The organism is Rhizobiaceae bacterium (assembly GCA_023953835.1).
In the GTDB taxonomy this organism is placed as follows: domain Bacteria; phylum Pseudomonadota; class Alphaproteobacteria; order Rhizobiales; family Rhizobiaceae; genus Mesorhizobium_G.
Genome location: JAMLJB010000001.1, coordinates 499302 through 522824, shown reverse-complemented (window position 1 = coordinate 522824; position 23523 = coordinate 499302). Strand labels below are relative to the sequence as shown.

Annotated in this window: 22 protein-coding genes; 14 read left to right on the top strand and 8 right to left on the bottom strand. The window is 63.1% G+C overall.

The annotated features are described in order from the left end of the window. Positions 1–61: 61 nt before the first annotated feature. From M9924_02495 to M9924_02485, 3 genes are all read right to left on the bottom strand, one after another. Positions 62–922 (bottom strand): S49 family peptidase, encoded by an 861-nt coding sequence (locus M9924_02495; GenBank protein ID MCO5063264.1) that lies wholly within the window; start codon positions 920–922, stop codon positions 62–64. A gap of 66 nt (positions 923–988) precedes the next feature. Continuing rightward, positions 989–1789, bottom strand: a complete 801-nt coding sequence (locus M9924_02490) for a methyltransferase (GenBank protein MCO5063263.1) — start codon at positions 1787–1789, stop codon at positions 989–991. Beyond that, positions 1770–1994: a DUF2007 domain-containing protein gene (locus tag M9924_02485; GenBank protein ID MCO5063262.1), complete on the bottom strand. Its 225-nt coding sequence runs from the start codon at positions 1992–1994 to the stop codon at positions 1770–1772. Before M9924_02485 ends, M9924_02490 begins: the two co-directional genes overlap by 20 nt. A gap of 123 nt (positions 1995–2117) precedes the next feature. Here M9924_02485 and M9924_02480 point away from each other — a divergent pair, with 123 nt between their 5' ends. The 7 genes from M9924_02480 to glyS all read left to right on the top strand — a co-directional run bounded on the left by M9924_02480 (position 2118) and on the right by glyS (position 11521). Further along, a complete protein-coding gene (locus M9924_02480) occupies positions 2118–3131 on the top strand; it encodes a polyprenyl synthetase family protein (GenBank protein MCO5063261.1) in 1014 nt (337 codons plus the stop codon). 103 nt (positions 3132–3234) lie between these two features. Next, on the top strand, positions 3235–4137 hold the full coding sequence (locus M9924_02475; protein MCO5063260.1) for a glycosyltransferase: 903 nt from the start codon (positions 3235–3237) through the stop codon (positions 4135–4137). 168 nt (positions 4138–4305) lie between these two features. Next, positions 4306–5235, top strand: coding sequence for a glycosyltransferase family 2 protein (locus M9924_02470; GenBank protein ID MCO5063259.1), 930 nt, complete (start codon positions 4306–4308; stop codon positions 5233–5235). Between the two features lie 170 nt (positions 5236–5405). Beyond that, positions 5406–7394 (top strand): tetratricopeptide repeat protein, encoded by a 1989-nt coding sequence (locus tag M9924_02465; GenBank protein MCO5063258.1) that lies wholly within the window; start codon positions 5406–5408, stop codon positions 7392–7394. Positions 7395–7457: 63 nt separating this feature from the next. Further along, the gene (locus M9924_02460; GenBank protein ID MCO5063257.1) at positions 7458–8270 is read left to right on the top strand and encodes a hypothetical protein; all 813 of its coding nucleotides are present in this window, start codon (positions 7458–7460) and stop codon (positions 8268–8270) included. Positions 8271–8341: 71 nt separating this feature from the next. After that, positions 8342–9265, top strand: coding sequence for a glycine--tRNA ligase subunit alpha (locus M9924_02455; GenBank protein ID MCO5063256.1), 924 nt, complete (start codon positions 8342–8344; stop codon positions 9263–9265). A 27-nt stretch (positions 9266–9292) separates the two neighbouring features. After that, positions 9293–11521 (top strand): glycine--tRNA ligase subunit beta, encoded by a 2229-nt coding sequence (gene glyS / locus M9924_02450; GenBank protein MCO5063255.1) that lies wholly within the window; start codon positions 9293–9295, stop codon positions 11519–11521. On the opposite strand, the gene M9924_02445 is transcribed toward glyS, so the two are convergent. Continuing rightward, complete coding sequence (locus M9924_02445; protein ID MCO5063254.1) at positions 11518–11982, bottom strand: hypothetical protein; 465 nt, start codon at positions 11980–11982, stop codon at positions 11518–11520. The two genes, glyS and M9924_02445, sit on opposite strands and share 4 nt — an antisense overlap. Before the next feature lie 119 nt (positions 11983–12101). Between M9924_02445 and M9924_02440 the strand changes: the two genes are divergently transcribed. The 3 genes from M9924_02440 to M9924_02430 all read left to right on the top strand — a co-directional run bounded on the left by M9924_02440 (position 12102) and on the right by M9924_02430 (position 15248). Continuing rightward, positions 12102–13067 carry an L-threonylcarbamoyladenylate synthase gene (locus M9924_02440; GenBank protein MCO5063253.1) on the top strand — a complete coding sequence of 322 codons (966 nt, stop codon included), beginning with the start codon at positions 12102–12104 and terminating at the stop codon, positions 13065–13067. A 3-nt stretch (positions 13068–13070) separates the two neighbouring features. Beyond that, positions 13071–14480 carry an FAD-binding oxidoreductase gene (locus tag M9924_02435; GenBank protein ID MCO5063252.1) on the top strand — a complete coding sequence of 470 codons (1410 nt, stop codon included), beginning with the start codon at positions 13071–13073 and terminating at the stop codon, positions 14478–14480. 198 nt (positions 14481–14678) lie between these two features. Further along, the gene (locus tag M9924_02430) at positions 14679–15248 is read left to right on the top strand and encodes a DUF6101 family protein (GenBank protein ID MCO5063251.1); all 570 of its coding nucleotides are present in this window, start codon (positions 14679–14681) and stop codon (positions 15246–15248) included. A 46-nt stretch (positions 15249–15294) separates the two neighbouring features. Here M9924_02430 and ubiA read toward each other — a convergent pair whose 3' ends face one another. Further along, the gene (gene ubiA / locus M9924_02425; GenBank protein ID MCO5063250.1) at positions 15295–16278 is read right to left on the bottom strand and encodes a 4-hydroxybenzoate octaprenyltransferase; all 984 of its coding nucleotides are present in this window, start codon (positions 16276–16278) and stop codon (positions 15295–15297) included. Between the two features lie 98 nt (positions 16279–16376). On the opposite strand from ubiA, the gene purD reads away from it, so the two are divergent. After that, a complete protein-coding gene (gene purD / locus M9924_02420) occupies positions 16377–17651 on the top strand; it encodes a phosphoribosylamine--glycine ligase (GenBank protein ID MCO5063249.1) in 1275 nt (424 codons plus the stop codon). Here purD and M9924_02415 read toward each other — a convergent pair. After that, on the bottom strand, positions 17648–18856 hold the full coding sequence (locus M9924_02415; GenBank protein MCO5063248.1) for a muramidase: 1209 nt from the start codon (positions 18854–18856) through the stop codon (positions 17648–17650). The genes purD and M9924_02415 overlap by 4 nt on opposite strands. 169 nt (positions 18857–19025) lie before the next feature. Between M9924_02415 and M9924_02410 the strand changes: the two genes are divergently transcribed. Both M9924_02410 and M9924_02405 read left to right on the top strand, forming a co-directional pair. Next, positions 19026–20804, top strand: coding sequence for an acyl-CoA dehydrogenase (locus M9924_02410; protein ID MCO5063247.1), 1779 nt, complete (start codon positions 19026–19028; stop codon positions 20802–20804). Positions 20805–20812: 8 nt separating this feature from the next. Further along, positions 20813–21562 carry a crotonase/enoyl-CoA hydratase family protein gene (locus M9924_02405; GenBank protein MCO5063246.1) on the top strand — a complete coding sequence of 250 codons (750 nt, stop codon included), beginning with the start codon at positions 20813–20815 and terminating at the stop codon, positions 21560–21562. Between the two features lie 45 nt (positions 21563–21607). Here the strand turns inward: M9924_02405 and M9924_02400 are convergent, their stop codons facing one another. Together M9924_02400 and pdxH are read right to left on the bottom strand one after the other, a co-directional pair. Continuing rightward, entirely contained in the window at positions 21608–22108 is a 501-nt protein-coding gene (locus M9924_02400) for a BA14K family protein (protein MCO5063245.1), read from the bottom strand. Positions 22109–22366: 258 nt separating this feature from the next. Continuing rightward, complete coding sequence (gene pdxH / locus M9924_02395) at positions 22367–22984, bottom strand: pyridoxamine 5'-phosphate oxidase (GenBank protein ID MCO5063244.1); 618 nt, start codon at positions 22982–22984, stop codon at positions 22367–22369. Between the two features lie 80 nt (positions 22985–23064). Between pdxH and M9924_02390 the strand changes: the two genes are divergently transcribed. Beyond that, positions 23065–23490 carry an RT0821/Lpp0805 family surface protein gene (locus tag M9924_02390; protein MCO5063243.1) on the top strand — a complete coding sequence of 142 codons (426 nt, stop codon included), beginning with the start codon at positions 23065–23067 and terminating at the stop codon, positions 23488–23490. Positions 23491–23523: the final 33 nt, after the last annotated feature.

Genomic DNA, 23523 nt, shown 5'->3' with positions numbered 1-23523 from the left:
AGCCTCAAGGTGCGCATGACTTTTTTATGGCGAAGCCAGCTTACGTCCATTCACGAAAGTTTCATAGGCCGAAGCGTGACCAAAGTGCACGTTCCTGCGTGGCATCCAGCGCGGCATGCACCGCTTCGCTCGCAAGCGCAGGGCCGGAGCGCGAGCCGAACAGGCCGAACCCGCGCCCGAGAAGGCCACGCGACTGCGTGATGAGCTTCAATTCGGTCTTGTCGCCGTAGCGCGTTTTGAGGAACGAACGCATGTCGCCCAGCGCATCGACCAGCCCAAGCTCCAGCCCCTTCCTGCCGCTCCAGAACAGGCCGGTGAACAGGTCGGGATCGTCCTTCAGTTTCGCGCCGCGCCGTTCCTTGACCAGATCGATGAATGTCTCATGCACTTCGAGCTGAAGCGCCTTCAGGCGCTCGATGTCTTCCTTGCGCTCGGGGCGAAAGGGGTCGAGCACAGCCTTGTTGTCGCCTGCGGTGTGCACGCGCCGCTCAACGCCGATCTTCTTGATCAGTTCGGTGAATCCGAAGCTCGCCGACACAACGCCGATTGAACCGACGATAGAGGAGGGGTCAGCGACGATCTCGTCACCCGCCAGCGCGATCATGTAACCGCCAGAGGCCGCGACATCCTCGACAAAAACCAGCACCCGCTTGTCCTTTTCTCGCGCGAGGTCTCGGATGCGCTTGAAGATCAATCGCGACTGGACGGGCGAACCGCCAGGCGAGTTGACGGAAAAGGCCACGGCGGGCGCGTCCTTGACGGCAAACGCCTTTTCGATCAGCCCCGCCGTCGAGGCAAGCGACAGCGTCGGGCGAAGGGCATTCGAGCCGCCCATGATTGCGCCGTGCAGCCGGACCACGGGAATGACGACCGCGTTGGAACGCATGGATTTTGGCAAAAGGCGGGAAAGGGCTTGCTTGATCGCCACGCTTGTCTTGTCTCCGTGTCACCCGCTGATGTAGGCGCTTGGCGCGCACGCGCAAACCCGTCAGTCGCCGAAAAGTGAAGCCAGCCCGTTATTTATCGCGTCGGCCCTTTCGCAGAAGCGGTCGGAGCCGTGCTCGTGGAGAAAGAGCGGAGGTGACAGCTTCAGCGACCCGCGCGAGCCGCGAACCGCGCGCACGACGATGCGGATGGCCGCCTTGTCGTCACGCGGATGGATCGGCATGATTTCCACCCCGCCGAAACGCCCCTCCATGGCAGCAAGCAGGCCGGGCAGCATTTCGGGCCGCGCGATCGCAGCGAGGCCGCCGCGCGGACGAACGACCGCGGCGGCGCTGCGGATCCAGCTTTCCAGCAGGCCGTCATGGCCGACATGCGCGGCACGCCTGAGCGCGTCAGGCGTCGCGCGGTCGGCAGGTGCATTAAAAGGCGGGTTCATGACGATTTGGTCGAAACTGTTGTCGAGCAGCCCGGCTGCGTTGCGCGCCCTGCCGGTCAATGCGAGATCGGCGGCAAGGATGGAGGCGCGTGCGGCCACATGCGCATTTGCCGGGTCTGCCAGCGTGCGCGCGGCGCATTCCAGCATTTCCGCCGCATTTTCCACCAGCACCACCTCTGTCGCTGGACATCGCGCGGCGACGGCCAAACCCGCCGCTCCGGCGCCCGCTCCGAAATCCGCCACACGTCCGGCAAATGAGGAGGGCACGGCGGCGGCAAGCATCATGGCGTCCATGCCCGCCCGGTGCCCGGTATCTTTCGGCTGTGTCAGCCAGAATCGTCCGCGATGGAATGCATCGCGGGTAAAGCGCGCCGTTTCGACGGCAGGTTCAGCGGTTGCTGATTTCATTGCCGATTCCAGCGTCGGACAGAATGCGGCGCGCCTTGGCGGCATCGTCCTCGGCAACCATGATCCGGCGAGGCAGGATACCCAGCGAACCGTCGAGAACGCTCATGTTCTGGTCGGCCAGCAGGCAATCGATGCCCGCATCCTTCAGGAGCGACTGCACGAAGGAAAGTACGACGGCATCGTTTGTTCTGATCAGTTCTATCATTGCCAAGAATTGGCACCTCGTGGCATGGCTGTAAACAGCACCGCGCCAATTCGCCGCCTGTAACCGCGATTGCGCAGGTCATAAATTGCCTCCTTGCCTTGGGGGCAGGTTGGAGAAGAGCAAGTGGGTGTTGTCGTCAATCTGGATAGCGGCAAGCGCGAGGCGCTGATCAAGCCCTTGATCGATCTGACCCGGTCCGACATGAGCCGGGTGAATGAGCTGATATTGTCCAAAGCCGGCTCCGATGTGGAGATGATTCCCGAGGTGGCCAACCACCTGATCTCGTCGGGCGGCAAGAGGCTGCGTCCGATGATCACGCTCGCCGCCGCCGGCATGTTCGGCTATGAGGGCGACAGCCATATCAAGCTCGCCACCAGCGTCGAGTTCATGCACACGGCGACATTGCTGCACGACGACGTGGTCGACGAAAGCGACATGCGGCGCGGCAAGAAGACCGCGCGCACGATCTGGGGCAACCAGGCCAGCGTCCTCGTCGGTGATTTCCTGCTCGGGCAGGCGTTCCGCATGATGGTCGAGGTCGGGTCGCTGGAAGCACTCGACATCCTCTCCACCGCCGCTGCGATCATCGCGGAAGGCGAGGTCATGCAGCTTGCAGCCGCCAACAATCTCGAAACGACCGAGGACGAGCATTTCGCAGTCATCAAGGCAAAGACGGCGGCGCTGTTCTCGGCCGCGGCTGAGGTCGGGCCGGTGATCGCAGGCGCGTCGCGCGCCGACCGCGCGGCGCTGCGCTCCTACGGAATCAATCTCGGGCTGGCGTTCCAGCTCATCGACGATGCGCTGGACTATGGCGGATCGAGCACCGACATGGGCAAGAATGTCGGCGACGACTTCCGCGAGGGCAAGATCACGCTGCCTGTGATCCTGAGCTACCGTCGGGGCAGGCCGGAAGAGCGCGATTTCTGGAAAAGTGCGATCGAGCAGGGCGCAAACGACGACGCGGCGCTTGAGCGCGCGATCAACTTGATGACGCGCCACGGCGCGGTCGCGGATACCATCGCCCGTGCCCGGCATTTCGGCGAGATCGCCCGCGATGCGCTGGCCCCACTGCCAGCCACGCCGCAAAAATCGGCGCTGATCGACGTGATTGATTTTTGCATCCGCCGGACAAATTGAACTTTACCGCCGAAAGCTCGCAGATTATAATATTACTTAAATTTAATATATATAAATCTCAGATCCAGCTGCGAGCTTGTTGGTGCCCAGAGTTTCGGTTCTCATGCCCGCATATAATGCGGAGAAATTTATCGAAGAGAGCATTCGGTCCATCCTGAACCAGACGTTCAGCGACTTCGAGTTGATCGTGGTCGACGACGGTTCCGTAGACTCCACGGGCAACATCGCGACTTCGATCAGCGATCCTCGCCTTCGCTATTTCAGGCTTGACAAAAACGGTGGCACCGCCGCCGCTTTCAATTTTGGCTATAGCGTGAGCAACGGCGAATATGTCGCGAATATGGATGCCGACGATGTGGCGTTTCCGGACCGGCTTGCGCGCCAGTTTGAATTCATGAACGAGCACAAACATGTCGCGGTTCTGGGTGGCAACATGGAATTCATAGGCGAGCGGACAGGGCTCGGTCCTGCTCCTTTGCATGACTCTTACATCAAGGCCCAACTACTTCCCGGTTGTAGAAACATCTATAATCCCACGGTCATTTTCCGCAGGTTGTTTCTCGACCATCACAGGCTGATCTGTGATCCGGGATTGGGTGGCGCGTTTGACTGGGGTTTTTTCGCCGAGATCATGCGGCGGGGCGGCAATCTTGCGAACCTCCAGCATCCGCTTGTAGAATACAGGATACACCCGCAGCAACAATCGCGGGATATCAATGGATTGCGGGTTCAACTGGCGCGTGTGCGGTGCCGCATTATCGATCAGTACTATCCGGAATTATCCCCTTTGGAACAGGCCCTCCTTGAACCCCTGTTGCAGCAGGTGGGTCCTCCCCGAATATCCATCGATTTGCTGATGCAGGGTCTGGAGGTGATGGAAAGGGCGCTGCTCTACAGGAAGCAGTCTCCCGCAGGCGAGGATCGCGAACAGCTCAATATAATATTGGAATCCTGTGATAAGTTCTGGCGCAACGCGTTGGCGCGCTATGAAATGCGGAGACGATAGGCAAGGCCGCCGCCGGCCAATCCGCATACGCGCTCACAGCTTTCTCGACTTGACGCGTAAATTGAACTTTACCATCGTAGGCTCGCAGCCTATTATATTACTTAAATTTAATATAGATAAATCTCAGATCCAGCTGCGAGCTTGTTGGTGCCCAGAGTTTCCGTTGTCATGCCCGCATATAATGCGGAGAAATTTATCGAAGAGAGCATTCGGTCCATCCTGAACCAGACGTTCAGCGACTTCGAGTTGATCGTGGTCGATGACGGTTCAGTCGATGCGACGATGAAGATCGCGACTTCGATCAGCGATCCCCGTCTTCGCTATTTCAGGCTCGACAAGAATAGCGGCACAGCGACTGCCTTCAACCTTGGCTACAGCCAGGGCAGCGGCGAATATGTCGCGAATATGGATGCCGACGATATGGCGTTTCCGGACCGGCTTGCGCGCCAGTGCGAATTCATGAACGAGCACAAGCATATCGCGGTTTTGGGCAGCGCGCTGGAATACATAGGCAATTTGAAGGCGTTCGGTCCTGCTCCTTTGCATGACGCGTACATCAAGGCCCAGTTACTGCCCGGTCGCGAAAATGTGTACAATCCCACGGTTATGTTCCGCAGGTCGTTCCTCGATGCGCGCGGGCTGGTCTGCGATCCGGAACTGAAAAGCGCATTCGACTGGGGCTTTTTTGCCGAGATCATGCGGCGGGGCGGCAATTTCGCCAATCTCGAGAACCGGTTGGTCAAATACAGGGTCCACCCGCAGCAGCAGTCGCAGCACGTTGATGGAATGCGGCTTCAACTGGCGCGGGTTCGATGCCGCATCATCGATCTATACTATCCGCAATTCTCTCCAATGGAGCAGGCGTTGCTCGAGCCCCTGTTGCAGCCAACTGTGCCCCCTGCGATCCCCGTCAGGATGCTGAAGGCGGGTTTGGAACTGCTGGAAAAGGCGCTGACCTACAACAAACAGTCCCCTGCGGGCGAGGATCGGGAACGGCTCAATGCCATCGTCTCGGAGCGTGGAAAACTGTGGCGGGATGCGCTGAACCAGTTAGACGACCCGAAATCAGGCCCGGGCGCCGCCTTGCAATCGCCATAACCGCACCGACCAAAGACATTTTCCGAAACAGCGGCTATAATGGCTTTCTCCACTCGGCAGATAATTTGAGCCGGATTGAATTCGCCTCTTAAAAAGGCCATGCTTTCCTGAAACACCCCTGCGCGAATCTGGCCGGATGGGCGTTTCCGACCTCTGTTGAAAGGACGACGATGCAGCACAGACGAGCCAGCTGGCTGATTGGCCTGGCGGCGATTGCGGCACTCGTGCCGGCAGCCTCGCCGGTCTTTGCAAAACAATCCGAGCCCCCGGTGCAGGTGCGGTCTTTCTCCGGCTCCTATCTGGCCGCACGGGTTGCGGAGTCGGATGACGATCTGGACGATGCCGTTGCCTACTACAAGAGGGCGCTGAGCTTCGACCCGGGCGATACGGAAATCCAGCAAAGCCTGCTGCTTGCGCTGATTTCGACGGGCCGCTTCGATGAATCGCTGTCCTATGCCAATGCCCTGAAGACCGTGCCGGAAGCGGAGCGATTTTCCCGGCTCGCACTCGCAATCGACGACATACGCAAGAAGGACTATGCCGGCGCGCAGAACATGATGAAGCTGTCGCTTCAGTCGGACGTGGATGCGCTGATCGCGGGTCTCGTCACCGCCTGGGCGAAATTCGGCGCGGGCGATTCGAAAGGCGCTGTCAGCTATCTGGAAAATCTCCAGGGGCCGGACTGGTATGCGATCTTCACGACCTATCACCAGGCGCTGATCGAAGAAGCGGCGGGCATGAAGGACAAGGCGGACGAGTCCTACAGCCTGACGCTCGACAATGTGGAGCAGGGGCCGATCGCGCCGGGCACCTATCTGCGGGCAGCGGAGGCCTATGCGGGCTTCCTGGCCCGCGAGGGCAAGAAGGATGAAGCACTCGCCGCACTCGACAAGGTCGAGGAATTTGCGCCCGGACGCCTGCCGATTGCCGCGCTGCGCACGCAGATCGAGGAGGGCAAGCCGATCAGGGTGATCGCGCCGGGTGCCGCCGGCGGCATTTCGGAAGCACTGCTCAATATCGGGACCGCGCTGGAGCGCGACGGCGGAGAGCCGCTGGTGCGGCTTTACCTGCACTATGCGTTGGCACTTTCCCCCGACAATGATCTGGTCCTGATGCAATTGGCCGAAGGGGCCGAGCAGAAGGAGGACAGCCAGGCGGCAATCGAGCTTTACAACCGCGTGCCTGCGAATTCGCCCTTCAAGAAGCTCGCAGAGATGCAACTTGCTCTCAACCTTGCCGACCTTGACAAGCAGGATGAGGCGGTTTCCCACCTCAAGGATCTGCTTGCCCAAGACCCGAATGACATGCGCACTTATCTTGCGCTCGGCAGCGTCTATGCGGCCAAGGAAAACTTCAGCGCAGCCGCCGAACTCTATGACGAGGCGGTCGCGCATCTGAAGAACCCCGCGCGCGACGACTGGAACGTTTTTTACCAGCGCGGCATCGCCTATGAACGGATCAAGGAGTGGCCGAAGGCCGAGCCGAACTTCCGCAAGGCGCTGGAGCTTTACCCGAACCAGCCGCAGGTGCTGAACTATCTCGGCTATTCGTGGATCGACATGGACATGAACCTCGAGGAGGGGCTGGACCTCATCCGCAAGGCGGTTGATCTGCGCCCGAGCGACGGTTACATCGTGGATTCGCTCGGCTGGGCTTACTACAAGCTGGGCCGCTTCGAGGAAGCCGTCAACGAACTTGAACGCGCCGTTTCGCTGAAACCCGAGGATCCGGTGCTGAACGACCACCTGGGCGACGCCTATTGGCGCGCTGGCCGCCAGCTCGAAGCGACGTTCCAATGGCGCCATGCCCGCGACATGAAGCCGGAGCCGGACATTCTTGCGTCCGTCGAGAAGAAACTGCGCGAGGGCCTTGCGCCGATAGAGAAGAAGGCCGCGGCCAAGGACGCGCCGCCGCCCGTCGAGCAGCCCGCACCGCCACCATCAGCCGACAAAAAGACCGAAGCGCCCGTCGAGCAGCCGACGCTGCCCGCAACCAATGCGCAATATGTGGTCAAGCCCGGCCAGTCGCTGTGGTCCATCGCCGTCGACCAACTCGGCAATGGCGAGCGCTATCGCGAGATACTCGACCTCAACCCGCAGCTTCGCAATCCGGGCCAGCTTGTGCCCGGGCAGCAGCTCATCCTGCCGGTGGCGGACTGACAAGCGACAGGCCCGCCGCCCTGTGGTAGGGTAGGGAATTGCTCGAAATCGGATAGCTGCGTCGTGACGCGCAACGAAAATCCCGGCCTGCATCCATCCTTGCGGATATTTTCCGCGGGCGTGATCGTCGTCCTGCTGGTCGGGGCGGGCCTGTTTTTCGCTCCCTCGCTGGTGCGGCCCCGCTGGCCGTGGGATGTCGCGCCGTTCAACGCGCGCTTCCTCGGAGGGTTCTACACCGCGGAAATCGCGGTCATGGCCTTCCTGCTCGTGTGGAATCGCTGGTCGCCGGGACGGCTGATCCTCGTCATGGCGCTGGTTTTCACACTTGTGGTGACCGCAACCTCGCTGGTGCATCACGGCATGTTCAACTTTGCCCGCAAGGCTCCGTGGGTCTGGTATGCGGTCTACATCGTGTCCGTGCTGGTTTCCGGCGCGGCACTCTGGGCGACCCGCACCCGGCAGCCTGCGCAGGGGCCGAACCTGCCGCCCGCATTCAAGGCATGGCTTTCTGCGGAATGGGTGCTGCTGGCGCTCTATGGGGCGGCTTTGCTCGCCGTGCCGTTGCAGGCGCCTGCCTTCTGGCCGTGGCACATCGACATCTTCCATGCCCAGACCTACAGCGCGGTTTTCCTGAGCGGCGCAGCAGGCGTGCTGCTGGCCTCGCGCAACGGCACCGGCGAGGATTTCACCGTCGTCGGCGTTGCGGAAATCATGGTTGGTACGCTGGCGATCATCGGGCTCGTTCTGACGGACGCGGCGGTGCACCGCGTGACGTGGAGCGCGCCGGGGACGATCGCTTGGCTGGCGATGTTCGCGCTGATCGCGGTGAGCGGGGTCCAGAAGCTTCTCTATGCGCGCACCGCCGCCATCGCTTGACGCGTGGGGGGAGGCTCACTAGGACAGGCGCCACGATTGCGACCTTGCACGAGGCTTCCGTGTCCGACGCCATGAACCCGGCCCGCTCCTTCCAGGGCCTTATCCTGACCCTGCATGCCTATTGGGCCGAGCGCGGCTGCGCGATCCTCCAGCCCTACGACATGGAAGTGGGCGCTGGCACCTTTCACCCGGCGACGACGCTGCGGGCGCTCGGGCCGAAGCCGTGGAACGCCGCCTATGTGCAGCCGTCGCGCCGCCCGAAGGACGGCCGGTATGGCGAAAACCCGAACCGGCTCCAGCACTATTATCAGTATCAGGTGATCCTCAAGCCGAACCCGCCGAACCTGCAGGAACTCTATCTGGGTTCGCTGGCGGCCATCGGCATCGACCCCTTGCTGCATGACATACGTTTTGTCGAGGATGATTGGGAAAGCCCGACGCTCGGCGCATGGGGGCTGGGCTGGGAGTGCTGGTGCGACGGCATGGAAGTCTCGCAATTCACCTATTTCCAGCAGGTGTGCGGCATCGAATGCGCGCCGGTTTCAGGCGAACTGACCTACGGGCTTGAACGTCTCGCAATGTATGTGCAGGGCGTCGACAATGTTTACGACCTCAATTTCAACGGCCTCGAAGGCGAGGGCAGGATCACCTATGGCGAGGTGTTCCTGCAGGCCGAACAGGAATATTCGCGGCACAATTTCGAGTTTGCCAACACCGCGACCCTGCTGCGCCATTTCGAGGACGCCGAAAAGGAATGCCGGGACCTGTTGAAGGCGGGTGCGCCGGTTTCGGACGGCGAGCGCCATCGCATGGTGTTTCCCGCCTATGACCAGTGCATCAAGGCCAGCCACATCTTCAACCTGCTCGACGCGCGCGGCGTGATCTCCGTCACCGAGCGGCAGAGCTATATTCTAAGGGTCCGCGAGCTGGCGAAAGCCTGCGGCGAAGCCTTCCTGCTTACCGAAGCAGGAGGTGCAGCGCTTCGCGCCGCCTGATCCGAGCCAACGACCCAAGAGCCAGCCATGCCTGATCTTCTTCTTGAACTCCGCTCCGAGGAAATCCCCGCCCGCATGCAGCGCAAGGCGGCGGGCGACCTGCGCAAGATGGTGACGGATGGACTCGTGGAAGCCGGGCTGACCTATGAGGCCGCGCGCGAATACTGGACGCCTCGCCGCCTCGTGCTGGACGTTCGCGGCGTGACGGCGCGCTCGCGCGACGTACATGAGGAGATCAAGGGACCCTCCACCAGCGCGCCGGAACAGGCCGTGCAGGGTTTCCTGCGCAAGGCCGGCCTGTCGGATATTTCGCAGGCGCATGTCCACAGCGATCCGAAGAAGGGCGATTTCTACGTCGCGCATCTGTCGAAGCCGGGTCGCGCCGCCGAGGACATCATAGCCGAACTCATCCCGGCGATCGTGCGCGGCTTTCCGTGGCCCAAATCCATGCGGTGGGGCAAGGCGTCCGCCAAACCCGGCGCGCTGCGCTGGGTGCGCCCGCTGCAATCCATCGTCTGCACCTTCGGCCCGGAAACCGGCGAGCCGGTCGTCGTGGATTTCGACGTGGACGGCATCCGCTCCGGCAACATCACCTACGGCCATCGATTCCATGCGCCGGAAGGTTTCGTGGTGCGCCGCTTCGAGGACTACGCCGCGAAGCTGGAAGCGGCCAAAGTCGTGCTCGACGCGGAACGCCGCAAGGAGATCATCCGCACCGACGCGGCAAATCTCGCCTTCGCCAATGGTCTCGAACTGGTCGAGGACGAGGGGCTGCTGGAAGAGGTGTCAGGGCTCGTCGAATGGCCGGTGGTGCTGATTGGCACGTTCGAGAAGGAATTTCTCACCATCCCCGCTGAAGTGATCCGACTCACCATCCGTGCCAACCAGAAATGCTTCGTCACGCGACCGAGCGGCGAGGCCGAGGGTCTGTCCAACCATTTCATCCTCACCTCGAACATCGAGGCGAAGGACGGCGGCGTCGAAATCGCGCATGGCAACGGCAAGGTGGTCCGCGCGCGGCTGTCCGATGCGCTCTATTTCTGGCAGACGGACCAGCACGACCTGCCCGACCTCGAGACGTTGAAAGACTCGGCGGCGAAGTTCGATCTCGACCTGTCGAAGCCGCTCGACCAGCGCATGGCGCGGCTGGACAGGCTGGGCGTCACCTTCCACGCGAAGATCGGCACGCAGGGCGAGCGCGTGCAGCGCATCGCGACACTGGCCGAAGAGTTGGCTCCGCTTGTCGGGGCCGATCCGAAACTGGCGCGCCGCGCTGCCGTTCTTGCCAAGGCAGATCTGCAAACGGAAGTCGTCGGCGAGTTTCCCGAATTGCAAGGCGCGATGGGTCGCAAATACGCGCTGCTGCAAGGTGAGAGCGAATCCGTCGCCGCCGCTCTTGAGGACCACTACAAGCCACAAGGCCCATCTGACCGCATTCCGTCCGACCCCGTGGCTGTCGCCGTCGCGCTGGCCGACAAGCTGGATACGCTTGTGGGCTTCTGGGCCATCGACGAAAAGCCGACCGGCTCAAAGGACCCCTATGCGCTGCGCCGCGCCGCGCTCGGCGTCATTCGCATCGCGCTTGAAAACGGCGTTCGCCTGCCGCTTATCACTTTCCTGCGTGCAACAACCTCCAACCTCGAAGACCAGATTCACGCACGTCGCCAGCCGGATAGCAGTTCAGTCAACATCTTTTTTCCGGCTCGGGTTGTAGGTGGCGCCGCGCCACGCTTTGAGCGAGACCTCCTCGCCTTCTTCCATGACCGGCTGAAAGTCTATCTGCGCGACCAGGGCGCGCGGCATGACCTCATCGACGCGGTGATCACGCGGGAGGCGGACGACCTCCTCGCAATCGTTCGTCGTGTCGAGGCGCTGGGCGCGTTCCTCGACAGCGAGGACGGCAAGAACCTGCTCGCCGGAACGAAGCGCGCGGCCAACATTCTTGCCGCCGAGGAGAAGAAGGGCACGCGCATTGCCGAGGCCGTCGATGCTTCGCTGCTGCGCGACGATGCCGAGAAAAAACTGGCCGGCGCGGTGAATCAGGCTGAGAAGGAAGCGGCGCAAGCGATTCAGAATGAAGACTATTCCGCCGCCATGCGCGCGCTTAGCGCACTACGTGAACCAGTTGATTCATTCTTTGAAGCCGTACTCGTAAACGATCCCGACGAGAATGTGCGCGCCAACCGGCTGGCGCTGTTGTCTCGCATACGCGCCGCAACGGGACAGGTTGCAGACTTTTCGAAGATCGCGGGTTAGCCGCCTGACTGTTGCTCTGCGGGAGCTTGCGTCTCTGCCTTCTGCGGCAGGGGTTCGCCAAAGCGAATGGCCTCGCGAACCGCGCGGCGCTCGTCGCGTTCCTGCTTGCGCTGCGCCGGACGGCTGAGCTTCTTCTCGGGCTCCGGCTCTGCGACCGGCGCGGGCAGGGCCTCTCCATAGACGCCGCCGCGCAGCACCACGGGTGCGGTTCCCGCGCTTATGGCGGCGACGTGCTCGTCACTCACCTCGGAAGGTTCGCCGACCGCGATGACCGACCGGCTGACCCGCGCCATGCCTTCGCCTTCCAGCACATCGATAGAGTCCGGCATCGAGGGCTGCGGGGCGACAATGATGGAGCGCGATGAAGGCGCACCGTTGCCTTCGATATGCAGGATCGACGAGGCCGTCGCCTGTCCCGTCACGAGACTGGCTGAAATCGCTAACGCAACTCGAAAACGCATGGGTCCGCTCCGCTTCTGCCGCTCTATTAACCAATGGCTCTTTCGTCCCGATTTAAGAAATAGACGGCAATTGAGCGATCGGCTTGCGACATCGCTCGCGCGGCGATAGCAAGCGAAGCATGAAGACGCGCATCCTGAAAGCCGAGGCGGCGACGGACGAGGCGCTCGACGTGCTTTCGCGCGGCGGGCTGGTCGCGCTGCCGACGGAAACGGTCTACGGGCTGGCGGCGGATGCAGGCAACGGAGCCGCCGTCGCGCGCATATTCGAGGCGAAGGGCAGGCCAAGGTTCAACCCGCTGATCGCCCATGTCGCGGACCTCGGCATGGCGCGCCGCATCGCCCGGTTCGACCCGCTCTCCGAAAGCCTGGCCGCCGCGTTCTGGCCGGGGCCGCTGACGCTCGTTCTGCCGCTGAATGAGGGCGCTCCGGTGCATGACCTCGTCACGGCGGGCCTCGACACGGTTGCTGTGCGGATGCCGAAGGGATTTGCAGCGGGCCTGATCGCAAGGCTCGGAAGGCCGCTCGCCGCGCCAAGCGCCAACAGTTCGGGTCGCATCAGCGCCACGACCGCAGAGGCGGTGGCGGACGACCTTGGCAAAAAGGTCGAGCTTATCGTGGATGGAGGCCAGACGCCGGTCGGCGTGGAATCGACCATCGTCAAAGTCGATGCAGGGCAGGTTTATCTGCTGCGGCCGGGTGGGGTTTCCGCCGAGGACATCGAGCGTGTGGCGGGCAGGCCGCTCAGCCGCGAAAATTCCGGCAAGGTGGAAGCGCCGGGCATGCTCCTGTCGCACTATGCCCCCAATGCCCGCATGCGGCTCGGCGTCGGCGTGGTGAACCGGGGCGAGGCGCTTCTGGCGTTCGGGCCGAAGCGCGCCGAGGGGGCGGAAAAGGCACGCGCCATGCTCAACCTGTCGCCTTCCGGCGACCTTCGCGAGGCGGCGGCGAACCTTTTCGAGCATGTGCGCAAGCTGGATTCATCGGGCGCGGCGGTCATTGCCGTCGAGCCAGTTCCGATGCAGGGGCTTGGCGAAGCGATCAATGACCGGTTGCGGCGGGCCGCTGCGCCCCGCCATGGAGATTGAGCAATGGATGATGCGCTGATTGCCCGGTTTGCCGCGATTGTCGGTGAGCGCTACGCGGTGCGTTCGACCGACGACATCGCGCCCTATGTGTCGGAGCCGCGCGGGCTCTTCGGGGGCGTGGCGCCGCTGGTGCTGCGTCCCGGCAGTGTCGATGAAGTCAGCCGCATCATGGCGCTGGCGACGCAGACGCGCACCCCCATCGTGCCGCAGGGCGGCAATACCGGGTTGGTGGGTGGCCAGATGCCGGACAGGACGGGCAGCCAGATCGTGCTGTCGGTCTCCCGGCTGAACCGCATCCGCGAGATCGACACCCATTCCAACACAGCGACCGTCGATGCGGGCGTGATCCTCGAAACGCTCCAGCAGGCCGCCGCCGAGGCGGACCGGCTCTATCCGCTGGCCCTTGCCTCTCAAGGCTCGTGCGAGATCGGCGGCAATCTTTCCTCGAATGCGGGCGGGGTCGGCGCGCTGGCCTATGGCGTGGCGCGCGACCTGTGCCTTGGCCTTGAGGTCGTGCTGCCGACGGGCGAGGTGCTGGACGATCTGCGCAAGCTCAAGAAGGACAATACGGGCTACGACCTGAAAGACCTCTTCGTCGGGGCGGAGGGCACGCTCGGGATCATCACCGCCGCGGTGCTGAAGCTGTTTCCCAAGCCGAAAGGCCGCGAGATGGCGTGGATCGGCCTGCCGTCGTCCGAAGCCGCGCTTACCCTGTTCGGCAGGGCAAACGATGCCGCGGGTACGGGGCTCACCATGTTCGAGCTTGCGCATCGCTTGCCGATGGAATGTGTCGCCCGGCATTTTCCCTCGCCGCCATGCCCCATCCCGCTCGAACATGAGTGGTATGTGCTGATGGAAATTTCATCCGGGCGTTCGTCACAGGACGCGCGCGATTTGATCGAAGCCATTCTCGGATCGGCGCTGGAAGAGGGCGTGATCGAGAACGCCGCGATTGCGGCGAGCCTGACCCAGGCGCGCGACTTCTGGCAATTGCGGGAAAACATGCCTGAGGCACAGAAGCCGGAAGGCGCGTCGATCAAGCATGATATTTCCGTGCCCGTCGCGGCGATACCCGAGTTCATCGCGCGCGCCGGAGAGGCGGTGCATGGCGTCAGCCCCGATGGGCGCGTCATTTGCTTCGGCCATATGGGCGACGGCAACCTGCACTACAATGTCAGCCAGCCGGTCGGCGCGGATGAGGCCGCCTTCTTTGCGCTCTACAAGCCTGTGAACCACGTGGTGCACGAGGTCGTGCGCTCCTTTGGAGGTTCCATTTCGGCGGAACATGGCATTGGCGTGCTGAAACGTGACGAACTGATCGCGACCGCGCCGCCGGTTGCTATCGACCTGATGCGGCGCATCAAGACGGCATTCGATCCTGCGGGCATCATGAACCCCGGCAAAGTCATATAAGATTATGCTAATTAAAAGATACGCAATATTTTGGTGGGGTTTCGCTAACCATCGAGCCCGATCAGACAAATTTAACCGAACTTGTTAAGCGGTCTGATAAGGCCCGCGAGATAGCCTTCCTGACATAAGAGGCCGGGAAAACACCGGCTCGGGAGAAGACCGGAAAACCGGCTCTCAGGACAAACAGGATGGCATCACATGAACTCCAGACTGAAGCCGGTCTGGGCGGGGCGAACCATGCGCCTCGACCCCTTCCGCCTCGCGCAAACCGTCAGCTTTGAAACCGACGACGGGGCGGGCGGCACGACCTATTCCATCAACCGGAAGGGCGCGGTCATTCGCCGTCTGCTGGAAAACAGCGGCCTGCCGATGACGATTGCGCTTCCGCCGCGCGCCTTCCTCGGCGTCGCTGCGCGAGCGCTGGAGGATGGTGAGGGCAACCTCACCGTCACGCTCGAACTGATGCATGATGACCCGGAGCTTTCGGTGCCGCTGCTGGTGGCGCGCGACCTCGACGATGTTGCCGCCGACTGGCGCGCCTGGGCGGTGGAATACAGGCTGCCCATGCTGCTGGTCGAAGCCGACGGCACGCCGCGTACGCTGGAGGAATCGCTCGGGGGTGGCATCGCCCTGCGCAAGCCCATCGAGCGCCGCAAGCGCCGCAGCCGCGTCGCAAACCGCCGCCCGCGCTTTCTCATGCGCCGCAAGACCGGCACGCTCGGCGTGCGGCTTGTGGTGAGCGGGCAGGAAATCATCGCCCGCGCCTGATCCGTGAAGATTGTCACAATGTGATGAGGGGCCGCGCGAGCGCCCCTCAGAACAGCGGCTTGACCACCACCCACACCCCGCCGCCGACAAGACCGAGGAAAATCAGCCAGCCGACGATGCGGTTCGACTTGAACAGCAGCAGGCACTGGTCCGCGTCATCGATGTCGAGCGTGCGGATCTGGCGGTGCATATGGGCGCCCGCCGCCAGCAGCCCGGCAAGCGCGGGCATGGGCACCACCGCGCTGGCGAATGCGCCGGCGAAGCAAGCAAGCGCACCGCCATAAAGGCCATAGAGCCAGAGCCTTGTATGCTCGCCGAACAGGCGCGCGGTGGAGCGCACGCCGACGATGGCGTCGTCCTCCTTGTCCTGATGCGCGTAGATCGTGTCGTAGCCGATCACCCACAGGACCGACCCGGCGTAGAGCAGCAACGCAGGCGTATCGAGCGCGCCGAAAGCCGCTGCCCAGCCCATGAGCGCGCCCCAGGAAAAGGCAAGCCCCAGAACGAATTGCGGCCAATCGGTGAATCGCTTCATGAAGGGATAGATTGCCACCACCGCAAGCGAGGCGACGCCGAGCAGGACGGTGAAGCTGTTGAACTGGAGCAGCACGGCGAGGCCGACCAGCGCCTGCGCGACAAGGAACGCCCACGCCTGCTTGCGTGTGACCTGCCCGGAGGGCAGCGGGCGCGAGCGTGTGCGCTCCACCTGTGCGTCGATCCCTTCATCGACGATGTCGTTGTAGGTGCAGCCCGCGCCGCGCATGGCGACGGACCCGATGAGGAACAGCAGCAGGTGCCATGGATTGGGCATCAGTTCCGAAATCGCCTCGCCGGCATGCGCATGGGCGGTCGCAGCCATTGCCGCCGACCACCAGCAGGGCCACAGCAGCAGTATCCAGCCGATGGGCCGGTCCCAGCGCGCGAGTTGCGCATATGGCCACAGCCCGCGCGGCAGGGCGCGATAGACCCAATGGCCGCTCGGCGCGTCCGCGACACGGCCCTGTCCGGCACGGGATTGAATTGTTTCCATGTGCAGGGGAGTGACAGGGCGCATTCGGCCCGTCAAGACCTTGACCGGGCGCGGCGCGCACAATACCGGACCATGACAAACCGATTCAGGGATCAGCCATGAACGTCCTTCTGCTCGGCTCCGGCGGTCGTGAACATGCGCTTGCGTGGAAGCTCGCGGCCTCGCCGCTCCTTGGCACGCTCTACGCCGCGCCTGGAAATCCGGGGATTGCCGCGGAGGCCGAACTGGTTGGCCTCGACATGGACGACCACGCCGCCATCGCGGCGTTCTGCAAGGAAAAGAACATCGGCCTCGTCGTCGTCGGTCCCGAAGCGCCGCTGGTCGCGGGGCTTGCCGATGCGCTGCGGGCAGCCGGGACCCGGGTTTTCGGACCGTCGAAGGACGCCGCGCGCCTTGAGGGTTCGAAGGGCTTCACAAAGGAACTGTGCGCCCGCTTCAACATCCCGACCGGCGCGTTCGGCAGGTTCGACAATGCCGCCGCCGCGAAAGCCTATGTCGGTCAGCACGGCGCGCCGATTGTGGTGAAGGCCGACGGGCTGGCGGCAGGCAAGGGCGTCACCGTCGCCATGACGGAGGCCGAGGCCCTGTTCGCAATCGACGCCTGCTTCGCGGGCGCTTTTGGCGGGGCAGGGGCCGAAGTCGTGGTCGAGGAATACCTCGAAGGCGAGGAGGCGAGCTTCTTCTGTCTGTGCGACGGCAAAACGGCGTTGCCCTTCGGCACTGCCCAGGACCACAAGCGCGTCGGCGACGGCGACACCGGCCCGAACACGGGCGGCATGGGCGCATATTCGCCCGCTCCCGTCATGGTTGCGTCGATGATAGAGCGTACCATGCGCGAAATCGTTGAGCCGACCATGCGCGGCATGGCCGAGATCGGCTCACCATTTTCGGGCATCCTGTTCGTCGGGCTGATGATCACCGGCGATGGCCCGAAGCTCATCGAATACAATGTCCGTTTCGGCGATCCCGAATGCCAGGTGCTGATGATGCGGCTCAAGGATGACCTTCTGGTGCTGCTCAACGCGGCGACCGACGGCCAACTCGAGCATATGAGCGTGCGCTGGCGCGATGAAACGGCGCTGACCGTTGTCATGGCCGCCAACGGCTATCCGGGCACGCCGGAAAAGGGCAGCGCCATTCATGGGCTGGAGGCCGCAGCGGATACCGGCGCGACCATTTTTCACGCGGGAACCGCGCTGAACGGCGACGGTATCGTCGCGAATGGAGGCCGCGTGCTCAATGTCACCGCGACCGGCAAGACCGTGCGCGAGGCGCAAGCCGCCGCCTACCGCGCCGTGGATGCCCTCGACTGGCCGGGCGGCTTCTGCCGCCGCGACATCGGCTGGCGGGCGGTCGAGCGGGAAAATTCCTAGAAGATAGAGGGCGCGGCGCCCGGCGCGAGCAGGGCGTCAAAACCTTCATCCTGCGTCAGCAGGAACACGGGCATCTCGTATCGCCTCGGCGCGGAAGGTTTGGTCGAGGCCGTCATCGTCGGGTCGACGGCAGGTTCCCGCCCGGCCAGCAGCCGCTGGATCGCTGCCTGCCCGGCGTCGATCGCGGAGCCGATATAGGCCGAGGCGAGACCGAGCATCGTGTCGCCGGGCGGGCTGATCGCTGCCACCGCAACGTCCTGCGGCCAGTTTTCGCTCGCCTTCGGCAGGTTTGCGACAGCCGCGAAGATGATCTCCACTTCTCCGGCGAGTGCCTTCTCGCGGGGGAAAGGAACCGGCACGCTGGCCACAAGCTCCATGCGCTGGTTCACCAGGCCGCCGAAGGGCCATGCCTTGCGCAGCGCGTCGGGCGCGAGCGTGGAGACATTCACGTCGATGTCATTGCCCGCGCCCTTCACGCGATAGGGGCAGGCGCGTTTGCTGCAATTCGTCTGGGAGGCAAACTGCCACAGCGTGTAGCTTTCCCAGTTGCCTTTCGGAAAATGCATGCCGATCTCAGGCTTGTAGCGCGCATACCAGAGCGGCAGGCGCGACAGCAGGCGGTAACGTCCGGCATTGTCGGCAATGTGCTTGGCAGTGACGCCGTTGGTGTAGAGCACGGGGAACCGGCCCGTGCGCCGGTTGATCTCGCGGACGAAGATTTCCGCATCATCGAGCGACATCCATTGCGTGGGGTCGTTTTCCTCGATGTCCAGCGCCATCACGTCGTCCGGCTCCGGCTCCGCGAAATCGAGGAAATTGCGCGCCTGCTCGAGTGGATTGCCGGGTCTTGCGAGATGATACGCGCCCCATTTCAGGCCGAGCGCCTTGGCCAGCGTGCGCCGCGTGTGGAAAAGTTCGCGCGCCACGGCATGGCGCTTCCACAGCGCCTTGCAAAGCTTGTATTCGGTTTCCTGGCCTGCGCAGAAATAGGGCGGCGGCAGACCGTCGGATGCCTTGTTGATGAAGCCGACGATGCGCTTGTCGGTGGTCAACTCGCGCCAGTCGAGTTCGTTATATTCATAGGCGTCGAGGACGAGCGCGCGGTCGGGCCTCGTCCAGGGTTTCGAAAAATCGGATGCGCCGACCGGAAACCCGCAGCAAATCGCCGCCAGTGCGCAAATAAGCCCGCTAATGATCCGCGTCATGCCCGCCATGCACCGCTTCCTTCGCCGCTTATGTTGAAACATCGTGGTTAACGAATTGACTCCGGCCCCGTCCGACGCTCTGCATGATACGCTCTCGCATCAGACGAATGTCCATTTGACGTTTACGTAAGTGCGATGTAGGCCGATCCCGACAACAGGAGGAATCCGCATGCCATACCGTGCGCCGGTCGAAGAAATCGCATTCACGCTCAAGCACGTCGCGGGACTGGACGCCGCCATCGATGCGGGGCGGCTTGGCGACCTCTCCGGCGATCTTGTTGATGCGATCCTCGAAGAGGCAGGGCGTTTCGCGACCGAGGAAGTGGCTCCGCTTGCCGTCAATGGCGACCGGCAGGGTGCGGTTTACAAGGACGCGGCGGTCACCATGCCGGACGGTTGGCGCGACCTCTACACGCGGTGGCGCGAGGGCGGCTGGAACGCGCTGTCCGGCCCCGAGGAATTTGGCGGGCAGGCATTGCCCACGATGCTCGGCGTGGCGGCGCTCGAAATGTGGAATTCGGCTTCGATGGCGTTCGGTCTCGGGCCGACTCTGACCATGGGCGCGGTCGAGGCCATCGAGAAGCATGCGTCGGAAGAGCTGAAGCGGGTCTATCTGGAAAAGCTGGTCAGCGGTGAATGGATGGGCACCATGAACCTGACCGAGCCGCAGGCAGGCTCGGATCTTGCCGCGCTGCGCACCCGCGCCGAGCGCGCCGGCGACGGCAGCTACCGCATCTTCGGCCAGAAGATTTTCATCACCTATGGCGAGCACGATTTCACCGACAACATCGTGCACCTCGTCCTGGCGCGGCTGCCAGACGCGCCGGCCGGCACGCGCGGGATCTCGCTGTTCCTCGTGCCGAAATTCCTCGTCAACCCGGACGGCACCCTCGGCGCGCGCAATGACGCGTTCTGCGCCTCCATCGAACACAAGCTTGGCATCCACGGATCGCCGACCTGCACCATGATCTTCGGCGACGGCTTTGCGAAAGACCGCGAGCCGGGAGCGGTGGGCTGGCTGATCGGAGAGGAGAACCGGGGACTGGCCTGCATGTTCACCATGATGAACAATGCTCGCCTTGCCGTGGGCATGCAGGGTGTCGCGGTTGCCGAAGCCGCGTTCCAGAAGGCGTTGGGCTATGCCAACGAGCGCAGGCAGGGCAAGGCGGCAGCCTATGCGGGGGAGGGCATGGCCCCCATCGTCTACCACCCGGACGTGCAGCGCAACCTGCTCACCATGCAGGCGCTGACCCGCGTCGCGCGGTCGATAAGCTATTGCTGCGCGCATGCGGCGGACCTGTCGCGGGCGGGCGGCGAGGACGCCGCGCACTGGCAGGAGCGCGTCAACCTGCTGACGCCCGTGGCGAAGGCATTTTCGACGGACATTGGCTGCGACGTCGCCTCGCTCGGCGTGCAGGTGCATGGCGGCATGGGGTTCATCGAGGAAACGGGCGCGGCAGCCTATTATCGCGATGCCCGCATCGCCCCGATCTACGAAGGTACGAACGGCATTCAGGCCATCGACCTCGTGACCCGCAAGCTGCCGCAGGGCGGTGGCGCACATGTGCGCGCATATATCGATGAACTGCGGGTCGAAGTTAAGCGGCTAAGGGATTCCAATCGCGAGGGTTTCGGCGGCAGCGCCGATGCGGTCGAGGCGGCGCTGGACGATCTCGCCGCATCGACGGAGTATCTGCTTTCCGCGCAGGGCAACGGGAAACTGGAGGACGCTCTTTCAGGCGCGACACCCTATCTGCGCCTGTTCGCGCTTGCGGCGGGCGGGGCCTATCTCGCGCGCGCGGCACTTGCGGGCGAGGACGCGGCGCGGACCGCGCTCTGCCGGTTCTTTGCCGAAAACCTCGTCGGCGAATCGGCGGCGCTCAGGTCGCGGGTTGTTGCGGGCGCGGCCAGCCTCAGGGCCGCTGCGCAATCATTGACCATCGGTTGAGGCGGAACATGAGCGAGCACATCGAGGTCACGCGCGAGAGCGCGATACAGGTCATCCGCATCAATCGCCCTGAAAAGAAGAACGCTTTGACCCGCGCCATGTATGCGGCAATGGTCGAAGCGCTGCGCAGCGGCGATGCCGACCCCGCTGTGCGGTGCCACGTTTTCCTTGGCGTTCCGGGTGCGTTTTCGGCGGGCAACGATCTCGCGGATTTTCTGGCCATCGCGACGGGCGGCGAGGGCGGCGGGGAAGTGTGGGACTTCCTCATGGCGCTGGCAAATTCGCAAAAGCCGATGATTTCCGGGGCAGACGGCATTGCGGTCGGCATCGGCACCACGCTGCACCTGCATTGCGACCTGACTTTCGCCACGCCCCGCACGATGTTTCACACGCCTTTCGTCGATCTTGGCCTCGTGCCGGAAGCCGGTTCGAGCCTGATCGCTCCGCTTCTTCTCGGGCGGCAGGCAGCTTTTGCATTGCTCGCGCTCGGCCAGCTGTTCCCGGCGGAGCGGGCGCGTGAGACCGGCATGATACACGCAGTGGTGGGCGAAGCCGCGCTTGAAGATTCTGTGCTCGCCGCCGCGCGAATGGTGGCGTCAAAGCCCCCGCAGGCATTGAAGATCGCCCGCGACCTGATGCGCGCGCCGCGCGCTTCGCTGATCGAGCGGATTCAGGAGGAAGGCGCCCATTTCCGCGAGAGGCTTTCGTCCGATGAGGCGAGGGCAGCCCTTATGGCGTTCATGTCCCGCAAAAAGTAAGGCCGGCTCGTCTGAGCCGGCCTGCCAGGTCCGCCAACCTTGGACTTAGCTGTAAGGCGAATAGCACTGCTGGCGCGGCCCGTTATAGGGCTGGAACGTGTTGTCATAAGCCCTGTAGGACCGATAACGATTGTAGCACCAGCGCACATGCGCGTCGGAATACATGCCGCGCGGCGGCTCACGATAGACGGGCGCAGGCGCCGCAAGCGCTCCGCCCAGCAGCGCGCCTGCCACGAAGGCACCCGCCGGGAACCAGAAGTCGTTGTACCGGCGATACCCCGGTCGATAGTAGCTGTAGCCGCGATGCCCGTTGTAATACGGGTTGCCGCGATACTGATAATAGCCGCGCCGAGGCTGAGGCGGCCGCACGGGCTGTGCACGCCACAGATCATACTGACGCCTGCGATCCTGAATCTGGATCACATCGCCACCCGGCGTTGCTTTCACGAGGGGAATGATTGGTGCAGCCGCTACCGGACCGGCGGTCGATACCGCCGTGCCGACCGTGAAAGCGGCAGCACAGAGGGAAAGAAGAAGCTTTCGCATGTCGATTCCTTTCAGGTCAAAAACCATGATGGCCTTTTGCCAAAACGCTCCTGAACGGAAGCTGAACGCGGCGGGGGCCGATTGGTTGCGGTGTTTGACTAGGTCGTAGTGACGATTTAACGATTTGCTGCGCCGCGCCGAAATCGGCCATTTCTTCGTCACGCGTCGTCGAATATGCGCTGCATATCCTTCCTCCTTCTTCCTCGAACTGACCAATTTCATCTGCGGCGCAGCAAATCGTTAAATCGTCACTACGACCTAAGGATAAAGGCGTGTTTTTGACCATGTCTGGCCGTCGGAGCGCTTGTACGTAACCCGATCGTGCAGCCTGAAAGGCCGGTCGTGCCAGAATTCGATGCTTGAGGGCAGCACCCTGAAGCCCGACCAATACGGGGGGCGCGGAATTTCGCCGACAAGGTGCTTCGCGGTGAATTCGGCCACCGCCTTTTCGAGCGCGAACCGGCTTTCCAGCGGTCTCGACTGCTTCGATGCCCAGGCACCGATGCGGCTGTTGCGGGGGCGGGACTGAAAATAGCTGTCCGCCTCCTCGTCGCTGACCACCTCGACGCTGCCGCGCACGCGGACCTGCCGCCTCAGCGATTTCCAGTGAAAGCACAGCGCCGCCTTGTGCGAGGCAAGTATTTCCCTGCCCTTGGCGCTTTCGAAATTGGTGAAAAAGACGAAGCCGCGCTCGTCCAGCCCCTTGAGCAGCACCATGCGCACATCCGGCAGACCCTCCGGATCGACCGTTGCGAGGGCCATGGCGTTGGGGTCGTTGATTTCGCTGGCCGTTGCCTCTTCCAGCCATGCCCGGAAAAGGCTAAACGGATCTGTCTCTTCGGTGAAGTCACCAGATGTTAAGGTTAGCTCACTCATAAATCACCTCGGGGGCCGTTGGTTTGGGAGATTGCCGATTGAAGCGGCTCGCGCAAGCACCACGTTTCAAGAGCAGCGTAATGCCAGGGGCGCGGCCTTTCGGTGCGGCATTGCTTCTCCTTTCAGGTCTCCTGTCAGCCGGCTGCACGACGTCGATGATCGGCCTCGGATCCGACAAGGGCGTCGACTCGTCGACCCTGACCTCGACCGTTGCGCCCGCCGACCCGAATACCGACCCTGAAACCCAGTCCGACGCGCTTACCGTGCGCAATGCCATTTCATCCGCCGACCTCACTTCGCTTGAGGGTTCGCCGCTGGCTTGGGCCAATGCGGATACGGGTTCGCGCGGCGCGATCAGCGCGGTGACAGAGGACAATGAGCAGGGCGTAGTCTGCCGAAAGTTCAAGACGACACGGGAACGCTTCGACGGAATCGCGCTCTATCAGGGGCGCGCGTGCATGATCGCGCCCGGCATGTGGCAAATGACAGCTTTTGCACCGACCTGACGCTTGTTGCCACTGGAATTTTTGTCCTTCCGA

Coding starts and splice junctions, on each gene's coding strand:
- M9924_02390 (MCO5063243.1), top strand. CDS start 23,065: ATGCCAGGGGCGCGGCCTTTCGGTGCGGCATTGCTTCTCCTTTCAGGT.
- pdxH (MCO5063244.1), bottom strand. CDS start 22,984: ATGAGTGAGCTAACCTTAACATCTGGTGACTTCACCGAAGAGACAGAT.
- M9924_02485 (MCO5063262.1), bottom strand. CDS start 1,994: ATGATAGAACTGATCAGAACAAACGATGCCGTCGTACTTTCCTTCGTG.
- ubiA (MCO5063250.1), bottom strand. CDS start 16,278: ATGGAAACAATTCAATCCCGTGCCGGACAGGGCCGTGTCGCGGACGCG.
- glyS (MCO5063255.1), top strand. CDS start 9,293: ATGCCTGATCTTCTTCTTGAACTCCGCTCCGAGGAAATCCCCGCCCGC.
- M9924_02470 (MCO5063259.1), top strand. CDS start 4,306: ATGCCCGCATATAATGCGGAGAAATTTATCGAAGAGAGCATTCGGTCC.
- M9924_02455 (MCO5063256.1), top strand. CDS start 8,342: ATGAACCCGGCCCGCTCCTTCCAGGGCCTTATCCTGACCCTGCATGCC.
- M9924_02430 (MCO5063251.1), top strand. CDS start 14,679: ATGAACTCCAGACTGAAGCCGGTCTGGGCGGGGCGAACCATGCGCCTC.
- M9924_02435 (MCO5063252.1), top strand. CDS start 13,071: ATGGATGATGCGCTGATTGCCCGGTTTGCCGCGATTGTCGGTGAGCGC.
- purD (MCO5063249.1), top strand. CDS start 16,377: ATGAACGTCCTTCTGCTCGGCTCCGGCGGTCGTGAACATGCGCTTGCG.
- M9924_02445 (MCO5063254.1), bottom strand. CDS start 11,982: ATGCGTTTTCGAGTTGCGTTAGCGATTTCAGCCAGTCTCGTGACGGGA.
- M9924_02490 (MCO5063263.1), bottom strand. CDS start 1,789: ATGAAATCAGCAACCGCTGAACCTGCCGTCGAAACGGCGCGCTTTACC.
- M9924_02405 (MCO5063246.1), top strand. CDS start 20,813: ATGAGCGAGCACATCGAGGTCACGCGCGAGAGCGCGATACAGGTCATC.
- M9924_02465 (MCO5063258.1), top strand. CDS start 5,406: ATGCAGCACAGACGAGCCAGCTGGCTGATTGGCCTGGCGGCGATTGCG.
- M9924_02410 (MCO5063247.1), top strand. CDS start 19,026: ATGCCATACCGTGCGCCGGTCGAAGAAATCGCATTCACGCTCAAGCAC.
- M9924_02475 (MCO5063260.1), top strand. CDS start 3,235: ATGCCCGCATATAATGCGGAGAAATTTATCGAAGAGAGCATTCGGTCC.
- M9924_02415 (MCO5063248.1), bottom strand. CDS start 18,856: ATGACGCGGATCATTAGCGGGCTTATTTGCGCACTGGCGGCGATTTGC.
- M9924_02400 (MCO5063245.1), bottom strand. CDS start 22,108: ATGCGAAAGCTTCTTCTTTCCCTCTGTGCTGCCGCTTTCACGGTCGGC.
- M9924_02440 (MCO5063253.1), top strand. CDS start 12,102: ATGAAGACGCGCATCCTGAAAGCCGAGGCGGCGACGGACGAGGCGCTC.